Genomic DNA, 23,488 nt, shown 5'->3' on the forward strand with positions numbered 1-23,488 from the left:
CCCGCTATGCATTTCCGTGTGTATGCGTGGCGGCCATTCGAGCCTTCAGCTTCCCATTGCGCAGGGAACGTACGCGCGCGTTCATCCAGTGACGGAATACGAAGCGATAAAGCCAACCCCGAATGCTGCCGAAACTTTGCGCATGATCAGCATAGAACGTATCCGGACTATCAAAAACGCCAAAATCCTTCACGATTCCGGTTTTCTGAATGTACGTGTCACGACCTTCCCATTCGACCTGAGGGGTGCTCAAACAACGGGTACCCGCCCCATAACCGCACAGGCTTTCTGTTTCTGCAAAGTTATGCTGCAAGGCCTCCAGGTATGGCTGATCCAGAATAAATCCTTCGAGGTTGACCCAACGACCGTCTACTTCGACTTCGACCCACGAATGCAAGATTTCTTCTGGCGCCAGCGGATAAATCAATTCGGGGACCACACCCCTCTGCAGCTCTTTGTGGATCATAAAGCCATGCAAACGGCATCGAATACCGCTGCCGCGAAACAGTGCCATCAAAAGAGTGCCCTTGGTATTGCATTGCCCAAAGCCGTTAGCGAGCACCTCTGAAGCCGGGATTTCGTCAGCACGGTTGTAACCAAAGGCAATCTCGTTACGCACGAAATCATAAATAGCGCCAATTCGATCCGAGACAGGCAGATCGGGCCAGCGCCGTTCCTTTATGAGCCCCAAAATTGCGGGTGTTTCAAAATCAAGCAGAGATGTGGCGGTTAGCAACGGGTTTCGGTTCAGCATTTGGTCTCTCGTCGAATCAACTCAGAAAGACTTGTAATTGCTACAGTGACTGTAGCTTCAAGAGGCTATTTCCAGTTCGCAACAACGCTGCCCAGGGTTACGCGCCGATGTCTTTGTGATCAGTAAGACATTCGGAGTGATCGCGTAGAACTTCGAGTACACGACAATCCGAAGTGTTGCCGCCACTGCATTCATGCACCATGCGCTCCAGCTCGGTCCGCAACGCTTCTAGCCGCGCCATTCTTTGCTCAATCTGTTTGAGTTGCCGGCGCGCAATACTGTCGGCTTCATGACATGGGCGATCCGGATCGTCGGACAAATCAAGCAGTTCGCGTATCGCCTCAAGCGAAAACCCCAATTGGCGGGCGTGACGGATAAAAGCCAGGCGATCCAGTTCGGTATGGCCATAACGCCGCTGGCCACCTTCGGTGCGCCCCGGTTCCGGCATAAGTCCGATCTGCTCGTAGTAGCGGATCGTCTGAACCTTGGTTCCGGTCTTTTTTCCAAGCGTTCCGATCGTCAGCATCTGGGTCTCCTTACAAAGCTACAGCTTATGTAGGCTCGGGTCGACGCCGCACAATAGCACCTTCCAGACGTTGGACCTGTGACACCCAGCCGCAGGCTCAAAATCCCCTTTGAACCTCTAGCAGGTAGAGGGTGTACATGCCGTTCTGAACCAAGAATCACAGGCGGACGGCTAACTTTGAAACTGACCGTATTTCAAAAAATCTTATGGGTACTGGCTGGTGTCGCAACGGCGGCATTTGCCTATCTGATGCTGTGGTCAGAATATAGACCTGCGCGGATTGAGGAGGGGTCTGTCCCGTTCGAAGCCAGGTTCGAACTGACAGATCACTCTGGCGTTGTTCGTACTCAGAACGACTTTGCAGGCAAGTGGATGTTGGTGTTTTTCGGGTTCACCAACTGCCCGGACGTATGCCCGACAACACTGTCTGAGGTAGCAGCAGTGCAGGAAGGGCTGGGAAGCCAATCAAACCAAGTGCAACCTATCTTCGTATCCATTGACCCCGAACGCGACACCCCGGCAGTCCTGGCCGAGTATGTACCACTTTTCGATGCGGGGATCATTGGGCTTACAGGCACGCCGGAACAGATTGCGGAGACGTCCAAGACCTTTCCGATTTTCTACGAACGGATCGAACAAGCCACTGCGCCGGACGGTTATACGATGGGGCATACCTCTCATCTGTTTCTGTTCAACAAGGACGCTGGATTCGTTCAGTCCTGGTCATATGGCACGCCAGCAGAAGAAATTCTTGCGGATTTGAAACAAAGACTTTGAGCACCATGTCCCGGTTTTCCAAAGATACACTTCTTGGCCTGGTCTGGGCGATTGCCCTGGTTGCGTCTCTTTCTGTTCTGTTCATTGGAGAGATCCTGGGGCAGACGCCCTGTGTGCTGTGCTGGTTCCAGCGCGCGTTCATGTTCCCATTGGCGATCGTACTGGGGCTTGGCCTGTGGTGGCAGGACCAGAACGTGGGCCGATACGGGATAGCACTGGCATTGGGGGGCGCTGCTGTCGCCTTGTGGCATATGGGCCTGTATGCTGGTCTAATCCCCGAAAAAATCCAACCATGCTCGGCCAGTGGTCCGTCCTGCACGGACGCAAATCAAACTGTTTTGGGCATCCCGATTCCGCTGATGGCGCTCGTTTCATTCGCGCTAATCGGCGTTCTGTGCGCCCTTTCACTCAAGGAGAAACAAGTATGAACAGACGTGGCCTGATTTTGTCCGTTCTCGCATTCGGTGGTGCCGGATTCGGAGCCGCTTCCTGGTACGTGAACCGTCCGGCTGCTTCAGGCAACACCGAGCCTGTTGCACCCGAAATCGCTGAAACACTTATCCGTTCCTACTCGCCTGTTCTCGGCCCAAAGGACGCACCGGTTACAATTGTCGAATTTTTCGATCCGGCTTGTGAAGCCTGCCGTGCCTTTCATCCGGTCGTGAAGGACATCATGGCACAGCATGGAGACGCCGTGCGCGTTGTGATCCGGTACACCCCTTTCCATGGCGAAGGCTCAGAGGAGGCGATCCGCGTGCTTGAAGCGGCACGCATGCAGGGGGTCTTTGAACCGGTACTGGAAGCCGTGTTGCGAGAGCAGCCCAAATGGGCCGCGCATGGTGCGCCTGAGCCTGGTCTTATTATTCGAATTGCAGCAGCGGCGGGACTGGATGCCGAGGCAGCGCAGGCACAAATGCTTGCGCCCCAGACAGTTGGTGTTCTCAATCAGGATCGCGCTGATGTGGAAGCGGTCGGTATACGGCAAACTCCGACATTTTTCGTCAATGGCAAATCTCTGGATCCGTTTGGTGAGGCTGAATTGAGACGCCTGGTCGCTGCAGAAGTTGCAGCACTGCAAAGCTGAGCAGTAGCGAGAGGTACTATGAGACTCACTGCAAAAAATACACTTCTGGCAGGTGTGCTTGCCGCATTCGGCACCACTGCCATTCTATCGGCACCTGTACTGGCAGGGGGCGGCGATGTTGTCGTTGAAGATGCCTGGTCGCGCGCTTCAATTGGCACCAACCGACCTGGCGTCGCTTACATGACGATCCGCAACACCGGCAATGAGGCCGTCACGCTGACGTCTATCCACACCGATCTTGCGATGATGCCCGAGATCCATCAGACATCGACCAATGCAGAGGGCGTCAGTTCCATGGCACCAGCTGGCGAGCTGGAAATTGCGCCGGGTGGTTCCGTAGCGCTTGAGCCGGGCGGGCTCCACGCTATGCTCATGCGGCTGCAACGCCCTATGACCGAAGGCGAGAGTTTTGCGCTGACTCTGATCTTTGCCGATGGCGCAGAAAAGACTGTCAACGTACCGATATTTGGTATTGCTGCGCGAGGCCCTGGGAACTGATGCAACGGCGACGCGTTCTCACATTTGGGGCTGCTGGGCTTGGTGCAATCGGGCTGACACTCTTTGCCGGATGGTGGCAAGTGGATGGGCCGGGAGCGGCTCAATCTGATCGCCTTCGTCCCCTTGCGTTGTCAGACATGAACTTTCGCATGGTTGATCACGAAGGGACCACCGTCACCCCGCAATCGCTCGTCGGACGTGCAACAATGGTGTTCTTCGGCTTTACCTACTGCCCGGATGTTTGCCCGACGACACTTTCGGATATTTCCCTCTGGCTGGATGATCTGGGCAATGACGCGGATGAATTGAACGTCGTGTTCATAACCGTAGACCCTGAAAGAGACACAGTCGAATCTATGGCCGACTATGTCAGCTACTTTCATCCCGCTGTCCGTGGGTGGGTCGGCGTTTCGGACCAAATCGCTCAGGCCGCAGACGATTTTCGCGCCACTTATGAAAAAGTTCCAATGGAAGATGGCGACTATACAATGAACCACACTGCAAGTGTATTTCTGTTTAGCCCCACAGGCGAATTTGTCAGCACCATCGACTATCATGAGCAGAGAGAATTCGCTGTGCCCAAGATCCGTCGTGCTTTGAAAAGTGGAGCGGATAAAACATCATGAACGCACGGTTTCTAGCAACCTCGGCAATCGCGATCAGAAGCGTCTCAATTGCTTCGATCGTGTTCATTGCCTCGAACCGGTCTGAAATGACGGCGCCTGCGCCCACGGTCTTTCCGGTGCCCAAGCTTCCTGCGGAACCGCAGATCACATCGGCTCAGTTGCTGAACGTACCATCAGCAGAACTCGCTCCAAGCCCCGTTTCGTTTCGACCTGCTCAACCGGAACCCATTCAGGCAGAGGAACCTTTGCCACCTGTTGAACCGCCTTCACGGACATGGACGCGCGAACTTGCGTTGGGTGACACGCTCGACAGTTTGCTGTCTAAAGCCGGGATCAACGCAACCGATCGGGCCGAAATCGCACTTGCGCTTGGCGCTGAATATGATTTGCAGCGTTTGCGCCCAGGCCACTCGATAACAGTCGTTACAGCCGCAGCGGATCAACCGCAGAGCGTGGAGCTTGCGGTGGAAGATGGCGTAAGAATCGAGGTGATACTTAGCGAAACGTTGTCCACGCGCGTGGTCTCACCAGAACCCAACACCGTCATTCTGGCCCGCAAAATAGAGATCGAAACTTCGATTTCAAATGCGCTGAGTAGCGCAAAGATCCCGGTTCGTTTTGCGGTGGATCTGGCGCAGATGCTGAGCGGGACAGTGGATTTTCGGAGGGACCTGACAGGTGGTGAAGCTCTCCGTCTTCTCTGGCGCGAAAAGAGCATCGATGGCGAGAGAACAGGCCAGCCAGATCTCATTTTTGCGGCGCTGGAAGTTGATGACCAACTTTATGAAATAGCATGGCCAGATGCCGAAAATGGCCGCGCCACAATCTATGTCGATGGTGAGCTTCTTCGCGTCTTCTCGCAGCCAGTCGAGGGCGCGCGCCTGAGTTCAGTCTTTGGTCGGCGGAAGCACCCGGTCTACGGAAATGTTCGGATGCATACAGGTGTCGATTTTGCTGCCGCACGTGGTACTCCGGTGCATGCGACGGCCCCGGGCCGCGTGTCTTATATTGGTTGGCGCGGGGGGTATGGGCGTGTGGTCGAAATCGCTCATGGATCGGACACGGTCACGCGATACACGCATCTTAGCGCAACCGCCGATGGTCTGACCAAAGGTCAGCGCGTGGAGGCGGGCCAGGTGGTTGGTCGTGTCGGGTCGACCGGCACCGCAACCGGCCCAAATCTTCATTATGAAGTATTGGTCGACGGGCGTCCGACAGACCCGCTATCTGACGATCGACTTGCTGCCGCTGCGAATGACAAGGTAGAAAACGAAGCAGCGCAAAAGCGATTAAGTATTGCACGGGCACAGCTTGAGAAGCAGCTGGGCGATCTCACTGCCAAGAAACGCGAAGCTAACTCGTGAGAGTTCTTTCAGAACGCCTCCAGACGCGCGGCTATCAGTTTGACGGTTTGAACGCCTGAAGTGAACTGCACCGCAAATGAACAAAATCAGAGGATGTAAGATGATGGCAATCGCGGGTGCCTTGGTTGGCGCCGTTTGGGGTGGGGTCCTGGCAAAGCGCCGGAATGGCAACAGCCTTGATATTCTTCAGTATGCTGCAGGATACGCCATCGTTTGTGGCCTGATTGCATTCTTTCTGTCGATCGCAGTTGTGCGTCTGGTGTCCTAGGCTGATCCGATTGGTGGTTGAAATTGAAAGCGCTGCTCAGGATCGTGCTTGGGTTGGTTCTGGCAGCCCTGTTCATCACTACTGTCTGTTTAAGCACGGCTACATATCTCATGCTGGCTTCTCTTCCGGACTATGAGGAAGATTTTAGGTTAGAGGGTTTGAAAGATTCTGTGGACGTCCTGAGGGACTCTATGGCGATCCCACATATCTCGGCTTCATCCCCGTCCGATGCCTATTTTGCACTTGGTTTCGTTCATGCGCAGGATCGATTGGGTCAGATGTTAAGGGAACGGCGGTCCGCTTCGGGCAAAGTGCCGGTTCCGCGATATCGCGATATGGATCCAGTTTTGTCCGAAATGCTGATTGCCTATGCAGCTGGCGTCAATGCCTGGATCGGGGAGGTGTCAAAAGACCGGCGTGGCCGGGGGGCACCAGAACTGTTGTTGTACGATGAAAAGACCATCATGGCCTGGCGGCCAGAGGATAGTCTCAGAATAACTCAACAGTTTCTAGACAATCTGCGGGAGACAGAGAGTGGCGGCGCGTCAATTCCAGGCGACAGACCGAAAACACCTGGATTGATCATGAACACGCCAAAAGCTCGGCTGGGAGCCTGGGCATTGACCAGTGAACGAACGGTTTCCAATTCCCCAATTCTCGCGATCGAGACTAGCGGGCCGCTTTCGCTCCCATCAACCTGGTACATGGCTGATCTTCAATTTCCCTCGGGGGCAGTAGCAGGGGTGACTTTGCCCGGCGTTCCGTTCGTTGTTCTGGGTCGTTCAAATGACGTTGCTTGGGCCTTGGACTCAAATGCCGGGCAACCTGAATTGCAAAACGGCACATCCGAACGGGTAGATAGCGATATCTTTTTAAAAACTCTTTACCGACTGACACAGGTAGTCACCGCAAAAGACGCCGTGAAGTTGATCTCTGAAATGCCTCTGTTCGGGTTGGAGACCGTCGTTATTGACAAAGAAGACGTCATGACCTGGCCGGGCATCTCCGATGAAGATGCAATCCTGCTTCGGCAGCAACGGCTCACAGAACTTGATGCGCGCCAACGCGTTTTTTCAGTTGATGGTGTTATGGCGGTACAACAAGATACCGTTAGTTCAGCAGCGCGTAGCTTGTTGCCTCTGATGGCAGCGGACTTGTGGCGTTCTGCACCCATGATCCCCGCAACCGACGACCCGCTCGATGGAATCCGACAGGATGCCTTGAACCGCTTGGCTGAATGGAACGGTGAAATGGATCGTTTTTCGCCGGAGCCATTGATATTCTGGGCATGGGCGCGTGCTTTGCAACGCCGATTTCTACAGGATGAATTTCCTGCGGCGCGTGATTTGTGGACCAATCCGAATCCATATTTTCTTGCCGCGGTTCTTTCAAATAGAGAAGAGGCCGCGATGTGGTGTGACAATCGCACCTCAACTCGTGTCGAAACCTGCGACGAGTGGATCGTTCTCGCACTCGACGATGCGCTCGTCTGGATAACCGAGCGCTACGGTCCCGACCTTTCTTCGTGGAGCTGGGGATCTGAACACGTTGTGAATCTGGATTGGTCTGCGGTTAGCCCAGCCGGATTCCTCAATGGGTTGTTATCTGTGCGGGAACCGAAGTCCGGAGGACCTTATTCATTGCTCTCGTCTCAATTCGGGATGTCTGACGAAAAACCGTTTGCAACAAATATCGGCACGAATTTTCAGGCCGTCATGTCTGTTTCAGAAGACAAAGGCTTCTTTTTCCTGACACCATCCGGGCAGTCGGGACACCCGCTTTCGCGGTTCTACAAGAACTTGTTTTCTTCATGGATGCGCGGTGATTACAGGATGATGGCAATGGATCTGGCAGTAGCAGAGGGTGGGGCAGTGGGGCGATCCAAACTAACCCCCCTCATTCAGGATGAAGTTGACTGATTAAAGTGCGGCTCCGGGAAGCCAGATCAGTGTCAATGTGCCCTCATCTTCAGGATGAAATGCCATACAAGATCCAAGACTGATTGATACATCGGGCACCACGCCACAGTGATAGATTGTGAAAATCGGCTGTGGGATGCTGATTTCAGTGGGCATCCCACAGCACACGCGATCTTAGGTGCCGCGCGCCTGATTACTGCCCATGCGCCAATTCAGCATTTTCACCTGGCGTTCCAACGGTTTCTGTTCCTGTTGAGTGTATGTTACCCTCCGAGGCTTTCAGAAGCCGCAAGGCGTTAGCCACGACCAGCAAGGACACTCCGACATCTGCGGCGATTGCACCCCACATTGATGCCAATCCAAAACCGGTAAGGGTCACAAACAGTGCTTTGGTCGCAAGTGAGAAGCCGATGTTCTGACGGATGATCGACATGGTTCGACGTGAATGATCGATCAGCCAGGGTACTTTGCCGATGTCATCAGTCATCAGAGCAATGTCTGCAGTCTCAATAGCAGCATCAGATCCAACTGCACCCATCGCAACTGCATAATGTGCCCGAGCCATCGCAGGCGCGTCGTTGACGCCATCGCCGATCATCGCAACCATCTCGTGCTGTTCTGCCAGTTCCTCAATCGCAGCGACTTTGTCCTCCGGCAGAAGTTGGGCCCGGACTTCGTCGATGCCGACTTCGGCTGCTACCGCTCTCGCTGTTTGTTCGTTGTCACCAGTCAGCATGATGATTGACTTCACGCCCTGCGCATGAAGCTGGGCTACGATGCTTCGGGCTTCGGGTCGAATGCGGTCCCGCAGCTCAAGCAAACCGGTTAACCCGTTCTCATCCCCGACAACAACAAGTGTGCTTCCCGCGCTCTCGATTTGGTTGCGCAACTCGGCAGGGATGGACGCGCCAAAGCCTTTCTCGACAGCGAAGCGGTCAGAGCCAAGCCAGATATCTCCACGCTCGGTACGGCCTTCCAGACCACGACCGGGAACGGTTCGGATGTCTTCAGCCGCCGATATCGAAATGTCGGTCTGTTCTGCCTTGGTCAAAATGGCGCGGGCCAGCGGGTGTGAAGACCGAACCTCAAGGCTGGCAGCGCTCGCCAACAGCTCCTGCTCGGATGCGGCGCCCAGCGGATAGACATTGGCCACTTCAGGCTCACCCATGGTGATCGTGCCTGTCTTGTCCATGGCCAGTGCGGTGGTACGCCCGGGGGCCTCGATATATGCGCCGCCCTTAATCAGAACCCCAGCCCGGGCCGAAGCGGTCAAAGCCGCAACGATTGAAACCGGTGTGGAAATTACGAGCGCACAGGGGCAGGCGATAACCAGCAGAACAAGCGCATTGTAAAACCAGAAGCCCCACGATGCGCCAAATGCAAGCGGCGGGATCAGGGCGATGGCCACTGCGACGACCATAACGATGGGCGTATAGATCCGCGCAAATTTTGTAACCCACTGCTCAACCGGCGCGCGGCGCGCATGAGCATCACCGACCATCCGGATGATCTTGGCAAGCACGGTGTCTGACGCTGTTTTCGTCGCACGTATTTTGAGGGTGCCTTCACCATTGATTGTGCCGGCATAGACCTCATCACCCAGCTCTTTGGGAATCAGCGCGCTTTCACCCGTGATTGGAGCCTGGTCAACGGCACCGGCCCCTTCGATGACTTCTCTGTCAAGTGGAATGCGATCCCCACCTCGAACGATGAAGCTGTCACCGACAAAGACATCCGCCGCCGGGACCGTTGCCTCAGAACCGTCAGCACGAACCAGCCGAACCGTCGGGGGGGCCAGATCAAGCAGCGCGGACACCGCGTTCCGAGCACGTCCGACACTCCAGCTTTCCAGATAAAGAGAGAGCGAAAAGAAAAATGCTACAGTTGCCGCTTCAAAAAACTCACCCAGAGCGATGGCACCGGCGACGGCAACAACCATCAAAAGGTTCATATCAGGCGAAAGTCGACGCGCCGAAGACCAGGCCTTAGGGGACACCAGCCAGACGCCAAACAAGATCGCGACTGCGAACAAAGCTGCCTCGGGCAAAGGCATCGGAACCTCACCATGTCCCGAGAACAGCCCGAGCGCACCGCCCATGCCGGTTTCGAAAATGTGCCAGCCAAAACCTGCTGCCCAAAACCCTCCGCTAAGAGTGGTGAACCGCCGCTGACGTGCAATATGCGCCGCCTGGTCCTGGGCGGCATTTCCGTCATCCCATGGTTTGGCGGTCATACCAGTACTCGCAACCAGCAGCATGACATCTTCGTCAGATAACTTGGAAGCACTTTCAAGAAGCGTCATCCGACCGTTGATCACATCAAATGCAAGATGCTCTTCGCCACCTGCTTTCGGGCCGACGACACGGTTCAGGATCGCCACCTCTTCGGCGCAATCAAGGCCAGAGACCTGAAAGCTTCTACCACCTTCAGGAATTGGACCGGCGGGGGCGATGTCGCCACACCCGCCGCTACCGCATGCGTGGTGACCATGTTTGTTTTCGTGGCCATGGTCGTGGCTATGGGTATCGGATGACATGATTGGACCTCAAGAATCTCTATGGTCCTTTGTAAATAGTTCCTACAGTAACTAGAGCTTCAATACCTTTTGTATTCTTTTTATCCGGGTTCTTTGCCTGCGATATTGTTAGTTCATTTCGTCTTGCGGGCCGGCCGTGTGGATGCAATCTAATTGCAGATGACGCAAAAAATTTGGAACAGATCAATGCAGAAACGGATCGCAATTACCATCACGTTAGTCTCGATTACGGCTGGTTGCTCAGCCCAGTTCACCGGGGCCAAAAGCAAAGCACTTGAACCAGGCAACGTGCCAGATTCGGTCGTAGCGCTGGCAGGGCCGGCGCAGGATTTGACCACAGCGCGCCTCCTGCCCGAAGACAATTGCTTTTGGTATGAGCACAGCGGACCCGTCGAGACGACATTGGTACCATTGCGCGCGACGAATGGCGCTCCGATCTGCATTGCGCGCGACGCCTGATCGAAATGAGGGCAGCGACGTCCATGTACGCTGCCCAATATTCATGAGCGGGCTGTGACGCTATCTTCGGCAGAGTATAGGAAAGCGGTCGAGCCGGTTTTCACGTTTGGGTAGAGGTCATTGATATGGGCCATGATCATTCTCACACATCCGGAACTTGCGCGACCGCCGATGCTTCTTGGCTCAGGCGTGCCGTGAATTCTGAGATATGTGTCTCGGTCTCCAACGTATAGATAAAGGGCACGAGAGCCGAGAGCATTATTCGGCCCGGGCTCCATGCCATTCCGGAATTCCGCGTATTCGGGGTTGCGCTCGATCATTGAAGCGGTTGGTGTCCAGTGTGGCCATTCGACCTTTCGGCGGATAACATAGGTGCCGGGCTCGTAAAGGTTCCCGCGCGCGATCGCTACGCCATAGCGCATTGCGGTCCCGCCTTCTTCGATATGGTAGAGATAGCGCGCGACGGCATCCACATGGATGTCACCTGGAACCAAACCATCATTTGCCGCGACGCGTCTTGGTAAAAAACGGTCATGAACACCCCACGGATTTGAGGTCATTGGATCGTAACCAATTGGCGTGACCTGACTGTCCCAATAGGTCTTCTGCGATACGGTTGGCCAGGTTTTGGCGATCAATGGACTGGCCGCAGACGCCGAGAACAGCGCTGTGGTGGATTGAATGAAATGGCGCCTTGTAAGCATAGGTCTCGTCCTGGTTCACAAGTTTAACGTATTTGGATCGCACTATCGCGAATTAATTCGAATCTTAAAGCCTCTAGCAGCTAGAGCTTCAAGAGGTTTCAGGTAACGCTTGGATTACCCAGTTGATCACGTGACCGGTTGCGTGAATCCTGCTTCGGTCGAGTTTACATTGGAATAGGTCGCAAAGACAATTGACACAGGCGAAGCCGCCATTGTAGCGGTGATTTGTTTTCGGTTCCTGATGGCGGAAGCCAAAAGGATTAAAAGGGAATACGGTTCGGTGTTTTCAATGGCGCCAATTCCGTAACTGCCCCCGCAACTGTGAGCGGAGAGCGATGCCAAGACACCACTGGTTCGTAATGGAACCGGGAAGGTTGGCGGAGCGAGCACCCGCGAGTCAGGAGACCTGCCGTAAAGCGCCGGGCTATGCCCAGACTGAACCTGTCGGCCTTACGGTCGATTCAACCTGACAAGCCGCCGGGTGAGGCGGTAGGGAGAAAGAACATGCATATCGAACCGGGCATCGTGAATGGTGCCAAAATCGCGCTTTCCTATGTTACCGCCGCAGGTGCGGCTACTTACGCAGCGAAAGAAACGTTTTCCACATTGCGAGCGAATGGACCTGCATCTTTTGTTATGCGCTCGGTGCTCGCCACCGTTGGGGTTTTCCTTTTCTTCGAAGTCCTGCCGCATTTCCCGGTTGGTGTCTCTGAAGTCCACTTCATCCTGGGGTCGACGCTGTTTCTGCTTCTCGGTGCTGCACCCGCGGCTTTTGGATTGGCAGCTGGTCTCCTGATTCAGGGTGTGTTTTTTGCCCCGTTCGATCTTCCGCAGTACTTCATCAACCTGACCACTCTGCTGGTGCCGCTATTTGCGCTACAAGCACTGGCCAGCCGCATCATCGCACCCGGCACAGCATATGTTGACCTCAAATATGGCCAAGCTCTTGCCCTAAGTGCGACGTATCAGGGAGGAGTAGTCGCATGGGTTGGGTTCTGGGCCTTCTACGGCCAGGGTTTCGGCGCAGAAACCATGGCGTCGGTTCTGTCCTTTGGCGGTGCTTATATGCTGGTAATTGTCATTGAGCCGATTGCTGATCTGGCAGTGCTTGCGGCAGCCAAGGCGATGCGCGGTTTGAACAGTACAGGTCTGGTGACTCCGCGTTTGTACAACGCTGCGAAAGCTTGACCAAAGTTTGAAGCGGTGTCCTAAACTTGGGTTGCCGCGAAACAACCAGTAGCCGCAGGACCAAAATTTTATTGTGGCGCGTCTCGAGGGCGCGCCACATTGTTTTTAGCCGCTAGAAACCTGTACCCAACGATCAGGGTGATTTGGGTCCTGTATTCGTAGGAAAAGATACCTCGTTTCCTTCCACGATTTGATCCTGTTAGTGACATTGTCCAGAATCAAATCGCCTTCACTCGAGCGATAAACCAAAACTGCATGGCCACTGCGATTGGTGTCTAAGACAGTTGCAATAAGTAGCTTCGTAGGATCCAAGCCGTTCTGCATTAGTTCAAACTTCTTTTGCAAAGCGAAATCTTCGCAATCCCCTGACCCCTGCATTGGTAGCGTCCAGTATTCCTTTGTCCCGTATTGGTTTTGATCCGAAACGGCGCGGATCCTCCGATTGACGCGCAAGTTAATCGCTTTAACGATCTGTTTCTCCTGCGCTTCTGGCAGACCAGAAGTACGAGTATTCGCGCACGCCCACGAATAATCTTTGCAGAGTGATTTGGCGCCCGATGGCGCCTGAACCTCTCTATCTAGTTTGATCCAGGGAAGCTCAGAAGCTTGCAATGAAGCGGCGGAGACAAGGTAGCTGCATATGATACAGGCCAACGATAGATAAACTGGTAACCGTTCCGAAAGTTTTTTCTGAGCGGAAGTAGGTTTTGTCATATCTGCTTTCCCCATACTCGTTTCTCCTGGGTATCTGAAGCTACCGAGCCAAGAGAACTCTATTTCAATCTTTTATGTTCATCGACGCATTACAACAGCTTATTCAATTTAAAATGCAGAGCAGCAAAGTTCGCGAGCGCGCAGTTATTAGTCGTGATTGTGTGCGTGAGCTTAATTGAGATTCTTGCAGCAGCATAGAAGAAAGCCGGCTAGTAGTTCTGGGTTAGAAACGCTTGAGGTTTGGGACGGATTTGGATGACGCGTCAAGCCGAACATCTTTGTGCAATGACATGGGTATCAACCGTTCGCCGGGGCGCACCCTAACAGTGTATCTGCGATTATATGTTTCATGCGGCCAGATGTAACTGGCAATTGCAGATTTCCCCTTACCAAGGTGTGCAGGTTTTGATTGGAAATTCTAAAACAATGACTTCGTCGCTACACTCAGTCCTCTGTTAACGCGCACAGCGACGGGAGCGATGAGTTGGGCAGGCTCAGTGGCCTACGAGCCATATTGCGTCAGGTTTCTATTATGCGTGTAAGTTTCGTACGATCGACTTTGGAGGCATGACGCTTGTCCATAGGAATGTGCTTAATCGAAATCACATTTGGAACGTCAAAACCAAGCGCAGATTTAGTCCAATCGTCGATGTGATCCGCGGAACCTTGGACGCAAAGTGTGGGGCCTGCTTTGGTATTGACGAGCGCGCATCGATCTACACCTGGCCATCGCTGTGCCGCGACTTCGATAGCAAAGGGGAAGAGCGTACCTGAAAAGACTTCAATTTCGGACCCGACGCGCCCCCATAACCATAAACGCCCGTCATCATCCAGCGCGCCAGCGTCACCGGTCCGGTGCCAAATGACGTCACCTTCCTTGATTTTGTTGTTCTTTGAGTGGGTCGGGTTCAAATACCCGTCATTCACATGTGCGCCGGCGACCTGAATTTCATTGTCGCGGATGCGGAGCGTGATTTCGGGCACCGGGTATCCCACAAGAAGACCCCTTCCAACAGCCATGTCGCGGTGATCCTTCACCGTGATATCCGCGGCGTCAAGATGGGCAATCGGTTCAGCCTCGGTCGACCCATAGACGCACACAACTGACAGGCTGTGCCGGGTTCTCAACGCCTCGACAAGACTCGGAAACACCGGACCGCCGCCGGTAAACACCGTGTGCAACGGACCGGTATCGTCGGATTGAACCAGTTTTTCACATAGCGATGGTGGGATGAGGGCCCGGGTGATCTGTTGCGTTTGGAGCCAGCTTTCCAACTGCACAGTCGACAGGCGGTCCGGCTTGCTGAACCTCCAGTTGGGTAGAACACTTGTGCGCCCGGCCGCCAGATTGATCAGGGTGAACACCGGAAAGGCCACCAGATCGCGCTCGGCCTTGCGGCTGTCGAGGAGGGGTGCGATGGCATCGTACTGCGCCATCAAAAACGCGTGCGAGCGCGGAATGGCTTTGGGCTGGCCAGTTGTACCAGAGGTAAAGGAAATAAGGGCGATATCGTCCGGTTGTACCTTTTGCGCCACCGGGTTGCTACGGCTTTTACCAGGCGTCAGCAGGGGCAGGGCCCAGAGATCCGGAACCAGAAACTTCAGCAAAGAATACGCACCCGCTGCACAGAACGCTTTTGGCTTCGTTGTTCGGGCGGCGTGGCGCAGACCGGCCAGCCCTAAGGCTGGCTCTGGTAAGACAACGGTTGCGCCAAGGGTCCAAAGCGCAGCCAGACTCGCATATAGGTCCGCGTTGACAGGCATGGCCAACAACACGCGATCACCTGACTGGATACCCTTGTCCTGCCACCGACCTGCCAAGTGCTGAACGCGCGTGTGCAGGGTTTGAAAGGTGATCTCGCGGCCATTGCCGTCCACTATGGCTGTCCGGTCAGGAACCCGTTTAACCGCCGCGGCGAATTGGGACAGCAGGTCAGCCATTCAGCTTCCGTCCAAGCAAAGTATAGCGCCGGAATATTGTCGCGCCTTCCGCTGCACTGCGCTCGGCGGAGGTGTTGTCATCATGGATCAGCGCATGAATGGCGGTTTCGTACCCCATCCTGAACGCCGCCTTGTGAAACCGGTGAGCCAGATGCCGTCCGGCGCCCGGTTCGAGACTTGCATAGGTCTTGAGGATTGCGGATGCCGGATTGGGGCCTTCGGCATAATTGGGAATGCCAAACAGAAACCCGGCCAAGTTCCCGTCATGGCGGCGCGCAAAAAGGATCAGGTCGGGCTTCATCATCGGCACAACTGGCATATACATGGCCAGAAAATCTGCCTCGGCAATCGGCTTGTAGAACGCGTTGTTTGAGAACGCACGGGTTGAAAGTTTGAAGACCTGACGAAACAGGGCCTCGGGGTCTGTTCCATCCCATTCTTCCACGACAAAACCATCGGTTACTGGCGGTGCTGATCCAGCGGCGGTCCGCAACGACACCCGGGCCGAAAAATACCGGCTGATCTCTGTAAATCCCGCCGACTGGAAAACCCTGGGCTCATGAAGTTTGTTGGTAGGCTCCATCAGGAACGGAGCGGACCCGTCGCTATCCGAGACGAACCGGTAACTGTGCCAGGTGTCGCCTGACATCGGCCCGATGATGCGGTTGCGGCCGGCGTCTTTCACCCTCTCGATCCCTTTGCACAGGATTTCGGCACCGGCTTCAGGCGTTTTGCAGGAAAAATCGCCGAAGGTCGCGGCGCGCGCGCCGTCCCAGATCGGACCGTTCAGATAAACGGTCAGCTTTGCATCCGCCGTTCTGATGAACTCTTTGGTCATGAAAAAACTCCGGCAAAGAACCCAGCACTTAGCGATCCAGCAACGATCCAAACGTAGTAAAGCAACGGCGGCGCGAGGGCCAACAGCGTCAGCCTGAGCACCCTATCTTTTTCGAACCAATGTGGTCGGAGCAACGGCGCTGCGGCTGAACAAGCTAATAAGAACAGGGCCAGCACCGTCAGCGGTTCAGCCCAGTTCGACTGTTCAGAATTCTGGGAAACAGCCCAAGTTCGAATGAAATAAAGGACAGCGGCAGCAAGTGGTATAACAACAGGAATGGGACGCAGCGCCATAGCAGTGAGCCCCATAGCTAACCCCATCGCACTGAGCCCAAAAAAGGAAACTGCATCCCATCCCGTTGCATTTCCCACCGCAAGCCAACCAAATCCCAAAAGCCCCAAGGCGGCTATGATATCCAGATCGGGGTACTTACTGTCACAAGGAGAAGCGGTACGCGCCCAGCCATGTGCGGCAAGAACCATGATCGGCAGTACTGTGTTCTGCAATTTTGCGGCGGCCAGCAGCAAAAAAACCGCGACAACATACACACGGGTCGCATGTTTGGTCAGGCCCAGTTTGGTTCCCACCACGCCAAAACTGGCAAGGGCGGCAAAGAACATGGCGGCCAACAGGGCGAGCTCTGCCAAAGAGCTGAAATAGTGGCCGTTTAGGAAAATCAACAAGCCAAGCGGCAGGAAAAGGTTGTCAAACCCGCGCCAGCTTTGTGCTTCGACCAATGTGCCAAAAGCCGCAACCATAAGGCACAACATCATGATGTTAGATGGCGGGAGTTTCGATAAGAACAAGAAGCAGATGATCGCAACCAATAGCGTTACGACAAAAAACACCACGGACCCTTCTAAGCTCTTGTCGCCATCTTCTACCACGTAGCGTTTGGTTCCATACGTAGTCCCGGCAAGCGCAGCGGCTGCATCCGCCAGTGTTAGAACGGCGATTGGCAGGATGTAGAACAGCGTGTTTTCCCCGGCTAGCAGAAAGCATAGCCCAACTGACAGGGCGAGCAGAAAGTCGCCGTAGGACGTACGATCCACACCATGCAAAGTTGCACCCAGACCCGACGAAAAACGAGGCAGGCGCAGCACCAGCATCACCAGGATTGTGGCCGCAATCAGCATGTAAACCGGCCAGCGATCGGGAAACAACCAGGGCAGCAGCAACGCAAAGAGGCCGGTGCTGACATGCATAAGCTTGCGCTGCACTTCGGGTTTCAGGCCCGCTGTATTGGCCAGATTGCGTATGACCATCATTACGCCGACCAGAGCCAGCACCGACCCCGCCGCCAGCAGAATCTGCCCAATAACAGTCACGGTTGAAACTCTTCGACGACGAAATCCGAATAGAAGAATGCCATGTCGCGGGCCTTCTGCTGTGTTTCGATGTCGGTCAGGGTTTCAACCTTGTTTCTGAATTCCGGCGGAACCCTCCGGGGTGCCATCATGTTCCAATAGACTAGTCGGGCATTTGGCTCCGCAGCGGTCAGGATCGACCCGTAAACCTGATGGAAGGTCTCGGGCGACATGTACTCGAAGATGTCGGACAGGTTGAATCCTTTGGCTTTTTCGTCGGTCGACACAAAAGCCTCAAGCGATCCAAGGCGGATGTCGAAACGATCCAACCGGGATCGGATTGTCTCATAATGCTCGGGACGCCACGCCATTGGCAGCGCGTCGCCATGATCGCCTTTGAGAATCCAGTGCAGATAGGGATTTTGCGAGGGATCGGTGGTGACTCCCGCATGACGGATGCGGCGGGAGACATGTTGGGCCGGGCTACCCTCTACATGGTCGAAAAACGCACTGTCCCGGCCCATGCGACCCATGACGAGGCGAGAGAAGAAGATGTTCAGCAAAAGACGCCATCGCACCGTGTTGAACCGCGTGTCGAAGAATGTCAGTCGCTCTTCGGGCGAGCGGGGAACAAACACTGCGTCGATGGTTCGGCGTGAATGCACAAGAGGCAGTAGCCAAGTTCGAAAGATGCGAAAATAGCGCTCGAACTTGCCGACGCCACCGATGCCGTGTTTTTCGACATCCGTGATCAGAGTCCGCCAGAAAGCGCGCGTTTCGGCATCTGTGGCTTCCAAAACCTGGTTCAGCAATGCGCCCCGTCGGGTACTTCGCCGCGAGCCGGTGAGTTCAATGAATTCGGGATGGGTCAGCACTTTATAGGCCGCGATCCTGAGCTTAAGGCAGGCGATCTGGGCCGGTGAAAGATCCAGAACGACAATGCGCGCGGGATCGAGTGTCAGCATTGCCAGCGCATTATCCCCGGCAGAGCAGATGGAGACCAATGTCTTGCCCGCACAATCGCCCAGGGCGGAGGTGAGAACATCCGCGTCTTCCCACAGTTGGGCATAGCGGATATGGTCGAAATCCGCCTTTTTCTCAATCTCACTGCTATCCATCGCACCGCTCCACCGCGCCGCTTGCCCCGTCGACCCGGATCATCTCACCATCTTCGATCCAGTTGGTTGCGCCTTTCAAGCCAACCACGCAGGGGATACCCAGTTCGCGTGCGACAATCGCAGAATGTGACAACAGAGACCCCCGTTCGACGACGATGGCGGATGCGTTCGAGAATACGGCGATCCAGCCCGGATCGGTGTGGCGCGCCACGAGTATATCTCCGGGGTTTAAGGCCTCGGTGCGCGGGTCGCGGATCACGCGCGCGCGCGCCTTGATCTGACCTGCAGAACAACCTGTGCCGTGCTTCATCCGTGCAGTGTCCGCCTCCGCTTCTGCGTTCTCGGACCAAACCGGGGCGATGGCGGGGCCACGGATTTCGATGCGTTCCGGCGGATCTGGGCGTCGGGACGAGGCTTCGACTTCCAGTTTGCGCTGCGCAACGATGCCTTTCAGATCAGGTGACAGGCTATAACCTTCGACTGCTCCGAGAACTTCATGTGTTGTCAGGAAGAATACATCCTTTGGCGATGAAAGCAGGTCACGGGCAGCGAATTCGCGGCCGATGCCCAGAAACACGCGCCGCGCATAACCAAATATGCGCGTGCGTTCAAAGCGCAGGTTTTCACGGTCGCGCACCCGCGCCTTGGTCCAGCCTAAAATCCATTTGGCGAAGTGCCGTTTGAGTGGGTTTGACGGAAACAGAGCCTTCCAGTCCGGTTCATCGCCGTCCTGACGCCCGGAAGGTGGACGTTCAGCGCTGGCTGCAATGGCCAGCAACAGACTGCTCGGGTCATCGCGTAACGGAACGCTTTCCAGCTTGAGCTCTTCCGTACACCGGTCGCCGAACTTCTCAAGATACGCATCAACCTCGGCTTCGATTTGCCGGTGTTCTGACAAAACCGACAGATGTGCATTGGCCTTCAAAGGAGCGGCAAGCCCTGCCTGCCGAACCAACTCTCCCATCCGGGCGATGCGTTGCGCGGGTTCCGCCGAAACGATATCACCTTGCCCGATCATGAGGTCGTTGTGCAGGCTCAACCCGGCCTCGCCCAGCCACTTTTGCAGCAGGTTGCGCGAGCCGCCAAAGGCAATCATGCACAAGAAATCGTTGATCAGCGGGGCATCCCACCGATCCAGCAGAGTGCTTTCAATGCGCCGGTATTCCGCGGCCAGTTGGGTCGCGTTAGAGGCATCCACGTTCAGCCCCGTCTGTAATATGTCGTTCAGCCTGCGGTAAAAATCACGCCGGGTCTGCGGTAGGCGGATGGCCTGCCAGATCAGGCCGCCCGCAACCTTGGCCAGTTTCGCGTACTCCACGACTTTGCGCCAGCCGGTGGTGGGGGGTGGGGCAAGAGCATCCGTGACCTCACGCGGCATCGGTTCAGAAACGCCCATCATCGTTTCCATATAGTCGCGGTTCAGTGAAAACCCGGGCAACAGTGCCAGCGCGCGATACCAGTTGATCAGATTGTAATAGGCGCGCCCGTCCACCCGCCCCAGTAAATTGTCAAACACAGTGGGGTTCAGCGCGACCGTGTGCCGGGACACGCCCAGCAGCCTAACGAAAGCTCGATATACCTGAGAATACACGTGCAGGGCAAACGAATAAGTCAGCGGACTGACGATGCCCGGATAGCTTTCGACGATATTGGAATTGTCGAAAATGGTAAGCGTCTGATCTTCGAGCGGGGCAGGGCGCAGGGCCGTGGTGATCGGGCGGGCCTGCAGAATATGCAGCCCTTGCGCATCAATGGCCCATTCGATGTCCTGAGGAGAAACGAATAGCACCTCGGCCTTTCGGGCGAGGGCTGCGATGGATCGCGCCTCCGAGACGGTCAAATGTGCAGGGGCGTCAGGAGCGCTTTCCGGTACGCCATCTGCATCGATGACCCAGTCTTCTCCGTCCGCTTCCCCCGACACAAGCTGCTCTGCAAGCCCGTCAATCGCTGAGATCACGACCACATCGCGCCGGCCACTGACCGGATCGGCGGAAAAGGCGACACCGGCCGCTTTGGCATCGATCATGCGTTGCACGATGATTGCGGGGGCCTCGGCCTCGCCACCGGATTTGACCGCGCGGTAGGTTTCGACCGTTGATGAGAAACCGGATTGCCAAACCTGCTTGGCCGCCGCGATCACACTCTTGCCGGGAACATTCAGGACCGTTGCGAACTGTCCTGCATGGCTGTGGTCCACGCCATCTTCGGACTGGCCAGAACTGCGTACCGCGTAAGGCCCGGACCCGAGTGTTTCAAGCGCGGTGGACACAGCCAGTCGCAGGCCTTTTTTGCGCGATCGGGCCCGATTGCCCCATACGAAACGCGTCATTTGTGATGACAAAGAATGCGGGCGGGGAAAACCCGTGCTGTGTCAGATGCGACAGGGCTGCCGCTTTGCCTCCAACCACAGAGATGTCATTGGCATCCATTTGGTCGACGATGAAAGTCATGCTACGGCTCCGATCAGGTAGGGTAGGAAACCAGCCGTGGCATAACAGAAAAATACCCACAGACCGGAAACAGTGTCCATCCTGTTCTGTGCTTTCTCAGTGGGTGTCTGACTGTAGTGGAATACAGCAACCCCGCAGGGAACCAGCGCTAGTGCGCCGATCAGGGCGCTTGGCCAGCCAACTCCGGTGGCGTTTCCTGTGCCGGCGAGAAGCGCGTAGGATAACAGAACGCAGCCGATCCAGATAAGTCCTGCTAGGCGCGGACCCCATAGGGAGGAATAGGTGTCGACCCCTTCAATCTCGTTTTCGGGCGCCCACAATTTCCGCCCGATCTCAAGGACGCAGCCATTCACAAAGGACAACGCCAGGAACAGCCATAGTGAGGGTGCCGCGCCGCCTGCCGGCAGCCATTCGAGGCCAGTCAGCAATAGATCGATCAAGGGCATGATTGCCATATGGCTGAGCAGGTACAGAACCGGCCGGGCCTTCAGCCAGGCCGGGACACCGAATTCAATTGTCATCGCAGCGAGCCAGATCCAAACCGCGCCCAACAGCCACAAAACCGACGGGTGCCAGAACCGGGCAACCGCAAGTGCAATTGGAATGGTCAGTAAGCCCAAGCTCAAAACTTCGCCTGGTGAGACCAATCCGCGTGGGATCGGCCTGTCGGGCCGGTAACGTCGGTCATCCTCGGCGTCCTTGAACTCGTCACAGACCCGCATCTGGAAGAACAGCGCCATGGCCAGCACAAAACCGGCGGCAAAGGCAGGCCACTCGGGCAAAGGGCGGTCTGCCAGACGGGCAGACACACAAATGCTGGCCGAGGAAAACACCAGCAGCAGGGGGACGGTTTTCTTAAGCGGAAAGCGCTCGGATTGGTAAATCCAAAATCGGTTCTGAAAGCTCATCTGTGGCGGGCCAGACTCTCATGGGCGCGGGTGAAATGACCGGCAGCAATCGCGGCGACAATGGAGATTTCGCCGCATAAGCACGTGGCCGCAGCAACTTCGGCTAAAGCCGTGCCACACCCGCTGCCCCGTAGACCGAGTATGTTCAGCGCTGCTGCCTGGCTTGGCAAACCGGTTCCGCCGCCGACCGAGCCGACAAGGATATTCGGAAGCGTGACCGAGCAGAATAGATCGCCGCCCCTAGGTTCCATACGCGTGACGCCCATTGCACTTTCGGCAACGCAGGCCGCGTCCTGTCCGGTTGCGATATAGAACGCAGCCAGCCCGTTGGCATAATGCGCCTGTGCGCCAAACTGGCCAGACAAATGTGCGCCCAGATTGGCGACACGGCCATAGTCCAGCATCGCCTCGACCGTCGTTCCCAGTGTCTTTTCGACAATCTCAGCCGGAAGCGTAACCGAGGCGCTGACTTTCCGCCCGCGCCCCGTCACCAACCCCAGCGCCGAGGCCTTTTTGTCGCCCGAGAAATTACCTTCGACATACCAGTTCTCAATCGCAACAGGACAGCTATCCGCGATTGCATGGCAAAGGGCGTCGGTGGCGATGGTCACCATGTTCTGACCTGCAGCATCACCAGTGGTATAGCGGCAAATCAGGAAAACGACGTTGGTGTCAATGAATGGCTCCAGCGATACAAGCTTGCCATGACGGGTCGTCGCTTCGGCCGCAGATTTGAGCCTGTCAACATTGGTCACCACCCAATCCACAAATTGCCCCGCTCTTAGCAGGCTATCGAACACAAAGGCCGGGGTCCGCAGCACGCCTTCGTATAAAACAGCGGTACTGATACCGCCCGACCGAGTGGCGGCGTAGGCGCCCCGGGCATAAGATGCGACCAGCGCTGCCTCGGTTGTTGCGAGGGGGACATGAAAGTCGCCGTTGGCGTTCATTCCGTTCAGGCGTAAGGGGCCAATAACCCCGACTGGAAGCTTAACCGTCCCGATGAAATTCTCGATATTGGCGCCATAGGTTTCGGCATCTTCGATAGCCGCCAAATCTGCAATTTGTGCCTGATCCTTGTCGCTGGCCGTTGGTTTCAACTTTTCCCAGAATCGTGCGACCATCTCCTTGGTCGGCTTGCGAGATGGGCGTAAGGTTGAAAACTCTGCATCGCTTGGCGCCATCTGCTGAGGTATCTGGTCAGCATCAAATCGTGCTTTTATGCGTTGAAGCATTTCCCGGACATGAAACGGAATTACCAATAGCGCGCTCCAATAGATTTTCTGTGCAACGCTGTTGCAACCAAAAACCGCTGCGAGGCAAGTTATCAGTCGTTTGATCGAAATCCAGTCAAATGTTCATCGATCAAGTGTTTGATCCCAAAGGGTCTCGCATTTGTCGCAGTTGAAATTACCGGTAGGCCTGAGGACGATGATCTTGGCACGACACGCATCGCCAATGCGGGCCCCCAACTCGCGCGGGGCCGGCACGTTTAGTGAACATCTCAGT

The 23,488-nt window shown here is 55.6% G+C and carries 23 protein-coding genes and 1 riboswitch; of the genes, 10 read left to right on the top strand and 13 right to left on the bottom strand.

The genetic code is table 11. The features are described from left to right. Positions 1-4: 4 nt before the first annotated feature. The gene (locus ACR0MP_RS11235) at positions 5-754 is read right to left on the bottom strand and encodes a transglutaminase-like domain-containing protein (protein WP_480886807.1); all 750 of its coding nucleotides are present in this window, start codon (positions 752-754) and stop codon (positions 5-7) included. A gap of 97 nt (positions 755-851) precedes the next feature. Further along, positions 852-1,280 (bottom strand): MerR family transcriptional regulator, encoded by a 429-nt coding sequence (locus tag ACR0MP_RS11240; protein ID WP_480886808.1) that lies wholly within the window; start codon positions 1,278-1,280, stop codon positions 852-854. Between the two features lie 177 nt (positions 1,281-1,457). On the opposite strand from ACR0MP_RS11240, the gene ACR0MP_RS11245 reads away from it, so the two are divergent. From ACR0MP_RS11245 to ACR0MP_RS11280, 8 genes are all read left to right on the top strand, one after another. After that, positions 1,458-2,057, top strand: coding sequence for an SCO family protein (locus ACR0MP_RS11245; RefSeq protein WP_480886810.1), 600 nt, complete (start codon positions 1,458-1,460; stop codon positions 2,055-2,057). A gap of 5 nt (positions 2,058-2,062) precedes the next feature. Beyond that, complete coding sequence (locus tag ACR0MP_RS11250) at positions 2,063-2,485, top strand: disulfide bond formation protein B (protein WP_480886811.1); 423 nt, start codon at positions 2,063-2,065, stop codon at positions 2,483-2,485. After that, positions 2,482-3,141, top strand: coding sequence for a thioredoxin domain-containing protein (locus ACR0MP_RS11255; RefSeq protein WP_170516106.1), 660 nt, complete (start codon positions 2,482-2,484; stop codon positions 3,139-3,141). The genes ACR0MP_RS11250 and ACR0MP_RS11255 overlap by 4 nt, the downstream gene beginning before the upstream one ends. An 18-nt stretch (positions 3,142-3,159) precedes the next feature. Then, positions 3,160-3,639: a copper chaperone PCu(A)C gene (locus ACR0MP_RS11260; protein WP_480886813.1), complete on the top strand. Its 480-nt coding sequence runs from the start codon at positions 3,160-3,162 to the stop codon at positions 3,637-3,639. Further along, on the top strand, positions 3,639-4,265 hold the full coding sequence (locus ACR0MP_RS11265; protein WP_480886815.1) for an SCO family protein: 627 nt from the start codon (positions 3,639-3,641) through the stop codon (positions 4,263-4,265). Before ACR0MP_RS11260 ends, ACR0MP_RS11265 begins: the two co-directional genes overlap by 1 nt. After that, positions 4,262-5,629 carry a peptidoglycan DD-metalloendopeptidase family protein gene (locus ACR0MP_RS11270; RefSeq protein WP_480886816.1) on the top strand — a complete coding sequence of 456 codons (1,368 nt, stop codon included), beginning with the start codon at positions 4,262-4,264 and terminating at the stop codon, positions 5,627-5,629. The genes ACR0MP_RS11265 and ACR0MP_RS11270 overlap by 4 nt, the downstream gene beginning before the upstream one ends. A gap of 100 nt (positions 5,630-5,729) precedes the next feature. After that, positions 5,730-5,897 (top strand): hypothetical protein, encoded by a 168-nt coding sequence (locus ACR0MP_RS11275; protein WP_480436033.1) that lies wholly within the window; start codon positions 5,730-5,732, stop codon positions 5,895-5,897. Positions 5,898-5,920: 23 nt separating this feature from the next. Beyond that, positions 5,921-7,816 (top strand): penicillin acylase family protein, encoded by a 1,896-nt coding sequence (locus ACR0MP_RS11280; protein ID WP_480886820.1) that lies wholly within the window; start codon positions 5,921-5,923, stop codon positions 7,814-7,816. A 193-nt stretch (positions 7,817-8,009) separates the two neighbouring features. Here ACR0MP_RS11280 and ACR0MP_RS11285 read toward each other — a convergent pair whose 3' ends face one another. Next, a complete protein-coding gene (locus tag ACR0MP_RS11285) occupies positions 8,010-10,352 on the bottom strand; it encodes a heavy metal translocating P-type ATPase (RefSeq protein WP_480886821.1) in 2,343 nt (780 codons plus the stop codon). A gap of 186 nt (positions 10,353-10,538) precedes the next feature. Between ACR0MP_RS11285 and ACR0MP_RS11290 the strand changes: the two genes are divergently transcribed. Then, positions 10,539-10,811 (top strand): hypothetical protein, encoded by a 273-nt coding sequence (locus tag ACR0MP_RS11290; RefSeq protein WP_170392939.1) that lies wholly within the window; start codon positions 10,539-10,541, stop codon positions 10,809-10,811. A gap of 41 nt (positions 10,812-10,852) precedes the next feature. On the opposite strand, the gene ACR0MP_RS11295 is transcribed toward ACR0MP_RS11290, so the two are convergent. After that, positions 10,853-11,515: a L,D-transpeptidase gene (locus ACR0MP_RS11295; protein WP_480886822.1), complete on the bottom strand. Its 663-nt coding sequence runs from the start codon at positions 11,513-11,515 to the stop codon at positions 10,853-10,855. Positions 11,516-11,730: 215 nt separating this feature from the next. After that, positions 11,731-11,943, top strand: a riboswitch (cobalamin riboswitch). 76 nt (positions 11,944-12,019) lie between these two features. Between ACR0MP_RS11295 and ACR0MP_RS11300 the strand changes: the two genes are divergently transcribed. After that, positions 12,020-12,703, top strand: a complete 684-nt coding sequence (locus ACR0MP_RS11300; RefSeq protein WP_170392744.1) for an energy-coupling factor ABC transporter permease — start codon at positions 12,020-12,022, stop codon at positions 12,701-12,703. 105 nt (positions 12,704-12,808) lie between these two features. Here the strand turns inward: ACR0MP_RS11300 and ACR0MP_RS11305 are convergent, their stop codons facing one another. The 9 genes from ACR0MP_RS11305 to ACR0MP_RS11345 all read right to left on the bottom strand — a co-directional run bounded on the left by ACR0MP_RS11305 (position 12,809) and on the right by ACR0MP_RS11345 (position 23,214). Further along, positions 12,809-13,432: a transglutaminase-like cysteine peptidase gene (locus ACR0MP_RS11305; protein ID WP_255611833.1), complete on the bottom strand. Its 624-nt coding sequence runs from the start codon at positions 13,430-13,432 to the stop codon at positions 12,809-12,811. A 504-nt stretch (positions 13,433-13,936) separates the two neighbouring features. Continuing rightward, complete coding sequence (locus tag ACR0MP_RS11310; protein WP_480886824.1) at positions 13,937-15,358, bottom strand: AMP-binding protein; 1,422 nt, start codon at positions 15,356-15,358, stop codon at positions 13,937-13,939. After that, on the bottom strand, positions 15,351-16,196 hold the full coding sequence (locus tag ACR0MP_RS11315; RefSeq protein ID WP_480886825.1) for a hypothetical protein: 846 nt from the start codon (positions 16,194-16,196) through the stop codon (positions 15,351-15,353). The genes ACR0MP_RS11310 and ACR0MP_RS11315 overlap by 8 nt, the downstream gene beginning before the upstream one ends. After that, entirely contained in the window at positions 16,193-17,524 is a 1,332-nt protein-coding gene (locus ACR0MP_RS11320; RefSeq protein WP_480886827.1) for a hypothetical protein, read from the bottom strand. Before ACR0MP_RS11320 ends, ACR0MP_RS11315 begins: the two co-directional genes overlap by 4 nt. Beyond that, complete coding sequence (locus ACR0MP_RS11325) at positions 17,521-18,621, bottom strand: DUF3419 family protein (protein WP_170565315.1); 1,101 nt, start codon at positions 18,619-18,621, stop codon at positions 17,521-17,523. Before ACR0MP_RS11325 ends, ACR0MP_RS11320 begins: the two co-directional genes overlap by 4 nt. Continuing rightward, complete coding sequence (locus ACR0MP_RS11330; RefSeq protein ID WP_480893756.1) at positions 18,614-20,890, bottom strand: PEP/pyruvate-binding domain-containing protein; 2,277 nt, start codon at positions 20,888-20,890, stop codon at positions 18,614-18,616. The genes ACR0MP_RS11325 and ACR0MP_RS11330 overlap by 8 nt, the downstream gene beginning before the upstream one ends. Further along, complete coding sequence (locus ACR0MP_RS11335; protein ID WP_480893758.1) at positions 20,874-21,071, bottom strand: hypothetical protein; 198 nt, start codon at positions 21,069-21,071, stop codon at positions 20,874-20,876. Before ACR0MP_RS11335 ends, ACR0MP_RS11330 begins: the two co-directional genes overlap by 17 nt. After that, positions 21,068-21,979, bottom strand: coding sequence for a UbiA family prenyltransferase (locus tag ACR0MP_RS11340; protein ID WP_480886831.1), 912 nt, complete (start codon positions 21,977-21,979; stop codon positions 21,068-21,070). The genes ACR0MP_RS11335 and ACR0MP_RS11340 overlap by 4 nt, the downstream gene beginning before the upstream one ends. Further along, positions 21,976-23,214, bottom strand: a complete 1,239-nt coding sequence (locus tag ACR0MP_RS11345) for a hydroxymethylglutaryl-CoA reductase (protein WP_480562557.1) — start codon at positions 23,212-23,214, stop codon at positions 21,976-21,978. The genes ACR0MP_RS11340 and ACR0MP_RS11345 overlap by 4 nt, the downstream gene beginning before the upstream one ends. Positions 23,215-23,488: the final 274 nt, after the last annotated feature.

The organism is Ruegeria sp. K3, from assembly GCF_056531845.1.

Bases quoted from the DNA above. Each gene is read 5' to 3' on its own strand.
- ACR0MP_RS11315 (WP_480886825.1), bottom strand. From the start codon at position 16,196: ATGACCAAAGAGTTCATCAGAACGGCGGATGCAAAGCTGACCGTTTAT.
- ACR0MP_RS11275 (WP_480436033.1), top strand. From the start codon at position 5,730: ATGATGGCAATCGCGGGTGCCTTGGTTGGCGCCGTTTGGGGTGGGGTC.
- ACR0MP_RS11240 (WP_480886808.1), bottom strand. From the start codon at position 1,280: ATGCTGACGATCGGAACGCTTGGAAAAAAGACCGGAACCAAGGTTCAG.
- ACR0MP_RS11300 (WP_170392744.1), top strand. From the start codon at position 12,020: ATGCATATCGAACCGGGCATCGTGAATGGTGCCAAAATCGCGCTTTCC.
- ACR0MP_RS11235 (WP_480886807.1), bottom strand. From the start codon at position 754: ATGCTGAACCGAAACCCGTTGCTAACCGCCACATCTCTGCTTGATTTT.
- ACR0MP_RS11305 (WP_255611833.1), bottom strand. From the start codon at position 13,432: ATGGGGAAAGCAGATATGACAAAACCTACTTCCGCTCAGAAAAAACTT.
- ACR0MP_RS11310 (WP_480886824.1), bottom strand. From the start codon at position 15,358: ATGGCTGACCTGCTGTCCCAATTCGCCGCGGCGGTTAAACGGGTTCCT.
- ACR0MP_RS11290 (WP_170392939.1), top strand. From the start codon at position 10,539: ATGCAGAAACGGATCGCAATTACCATCACGTTAGTCTCGATTACGGCT.
- ACR0MP_RS11265 (WP_480886815.1), top strand. From the start codon at position 3,639: ATGCAACGGCGACGCGTTCTCACATTTGGGGCTGCTGGGCTTGGTGCA.
- ACR0MP_RS11285 (WP_480886821.1), bottom strand. From the start codon at position 10,352: ATGTCATCCGATACCCATAGCCACGACCATGGCCACGAAAACAAACAT.
- ACR0MP_RS11345 (WP_480562557.1), bottom strand. From the start codon at position 23,214: ATGCTTCAACGCATAAAAGCACGATTTGATGCTGACCAGATACCTCAG.
- ACR0MP_RS11335 (WP_480893758.1), bottom strand. From the start codon at position 21,071: ATGACTTTCATCGTCGACCAAATGGATGCCAATGACATCTCTGTGGTT.
- ACR0MP_RS11260 (WP_480886813.1), top strand. From the start codon at position 3,160: ATGAGACTCACTGCAAAAAATACACTTCTGGCAGGTGTGCTTGCCGCA.
- ACR0MP_RS11295 (WP_480886822.1), bottom strand. From the start codon at position 11,515: ATGCTTACAAGGCGCCATTTCATTCAATCCACCACAGCGCTGTTCTCG.
- ACR0MP_RS11340 (WP_480886831.1), bottom strand. From the start codon at position 21,979: ATGAGCTTTCAGAACCGATTTTGGATTTACCAATCCGAGCGCTTTCCG.
- ACR0MP_RS11270 (WP_480886816.1), top strand. From the start codon at position 4,262: ATGAACGCACGGTTTCTAGCAACCTCGGCAATCGCGATCAGAAGCGTC.
- ACR0MP_RS11255 (WP_170516106.1), top strand. From the start codon at position 2,482: ATGAACAGACGTGGCCTGATTTTGTCCGTTCTCGCATTCGGTGGTGCC.
- ACR0MP_RS11250 (WP_480886811.1), top strand. From the start codon at position 2,063: ATGTCCCGGTTTTCCAAAGATACACTTCTTGGCCTGGTCTGGGCGATT.
- ACR0MP_RS11325 (WP_170565315.1), bottom strand. From the start codon at position 18,621: ATGGATAGCAGTGAGATTGAGAAAAAGGCGGATTTCGACCATATCCGC.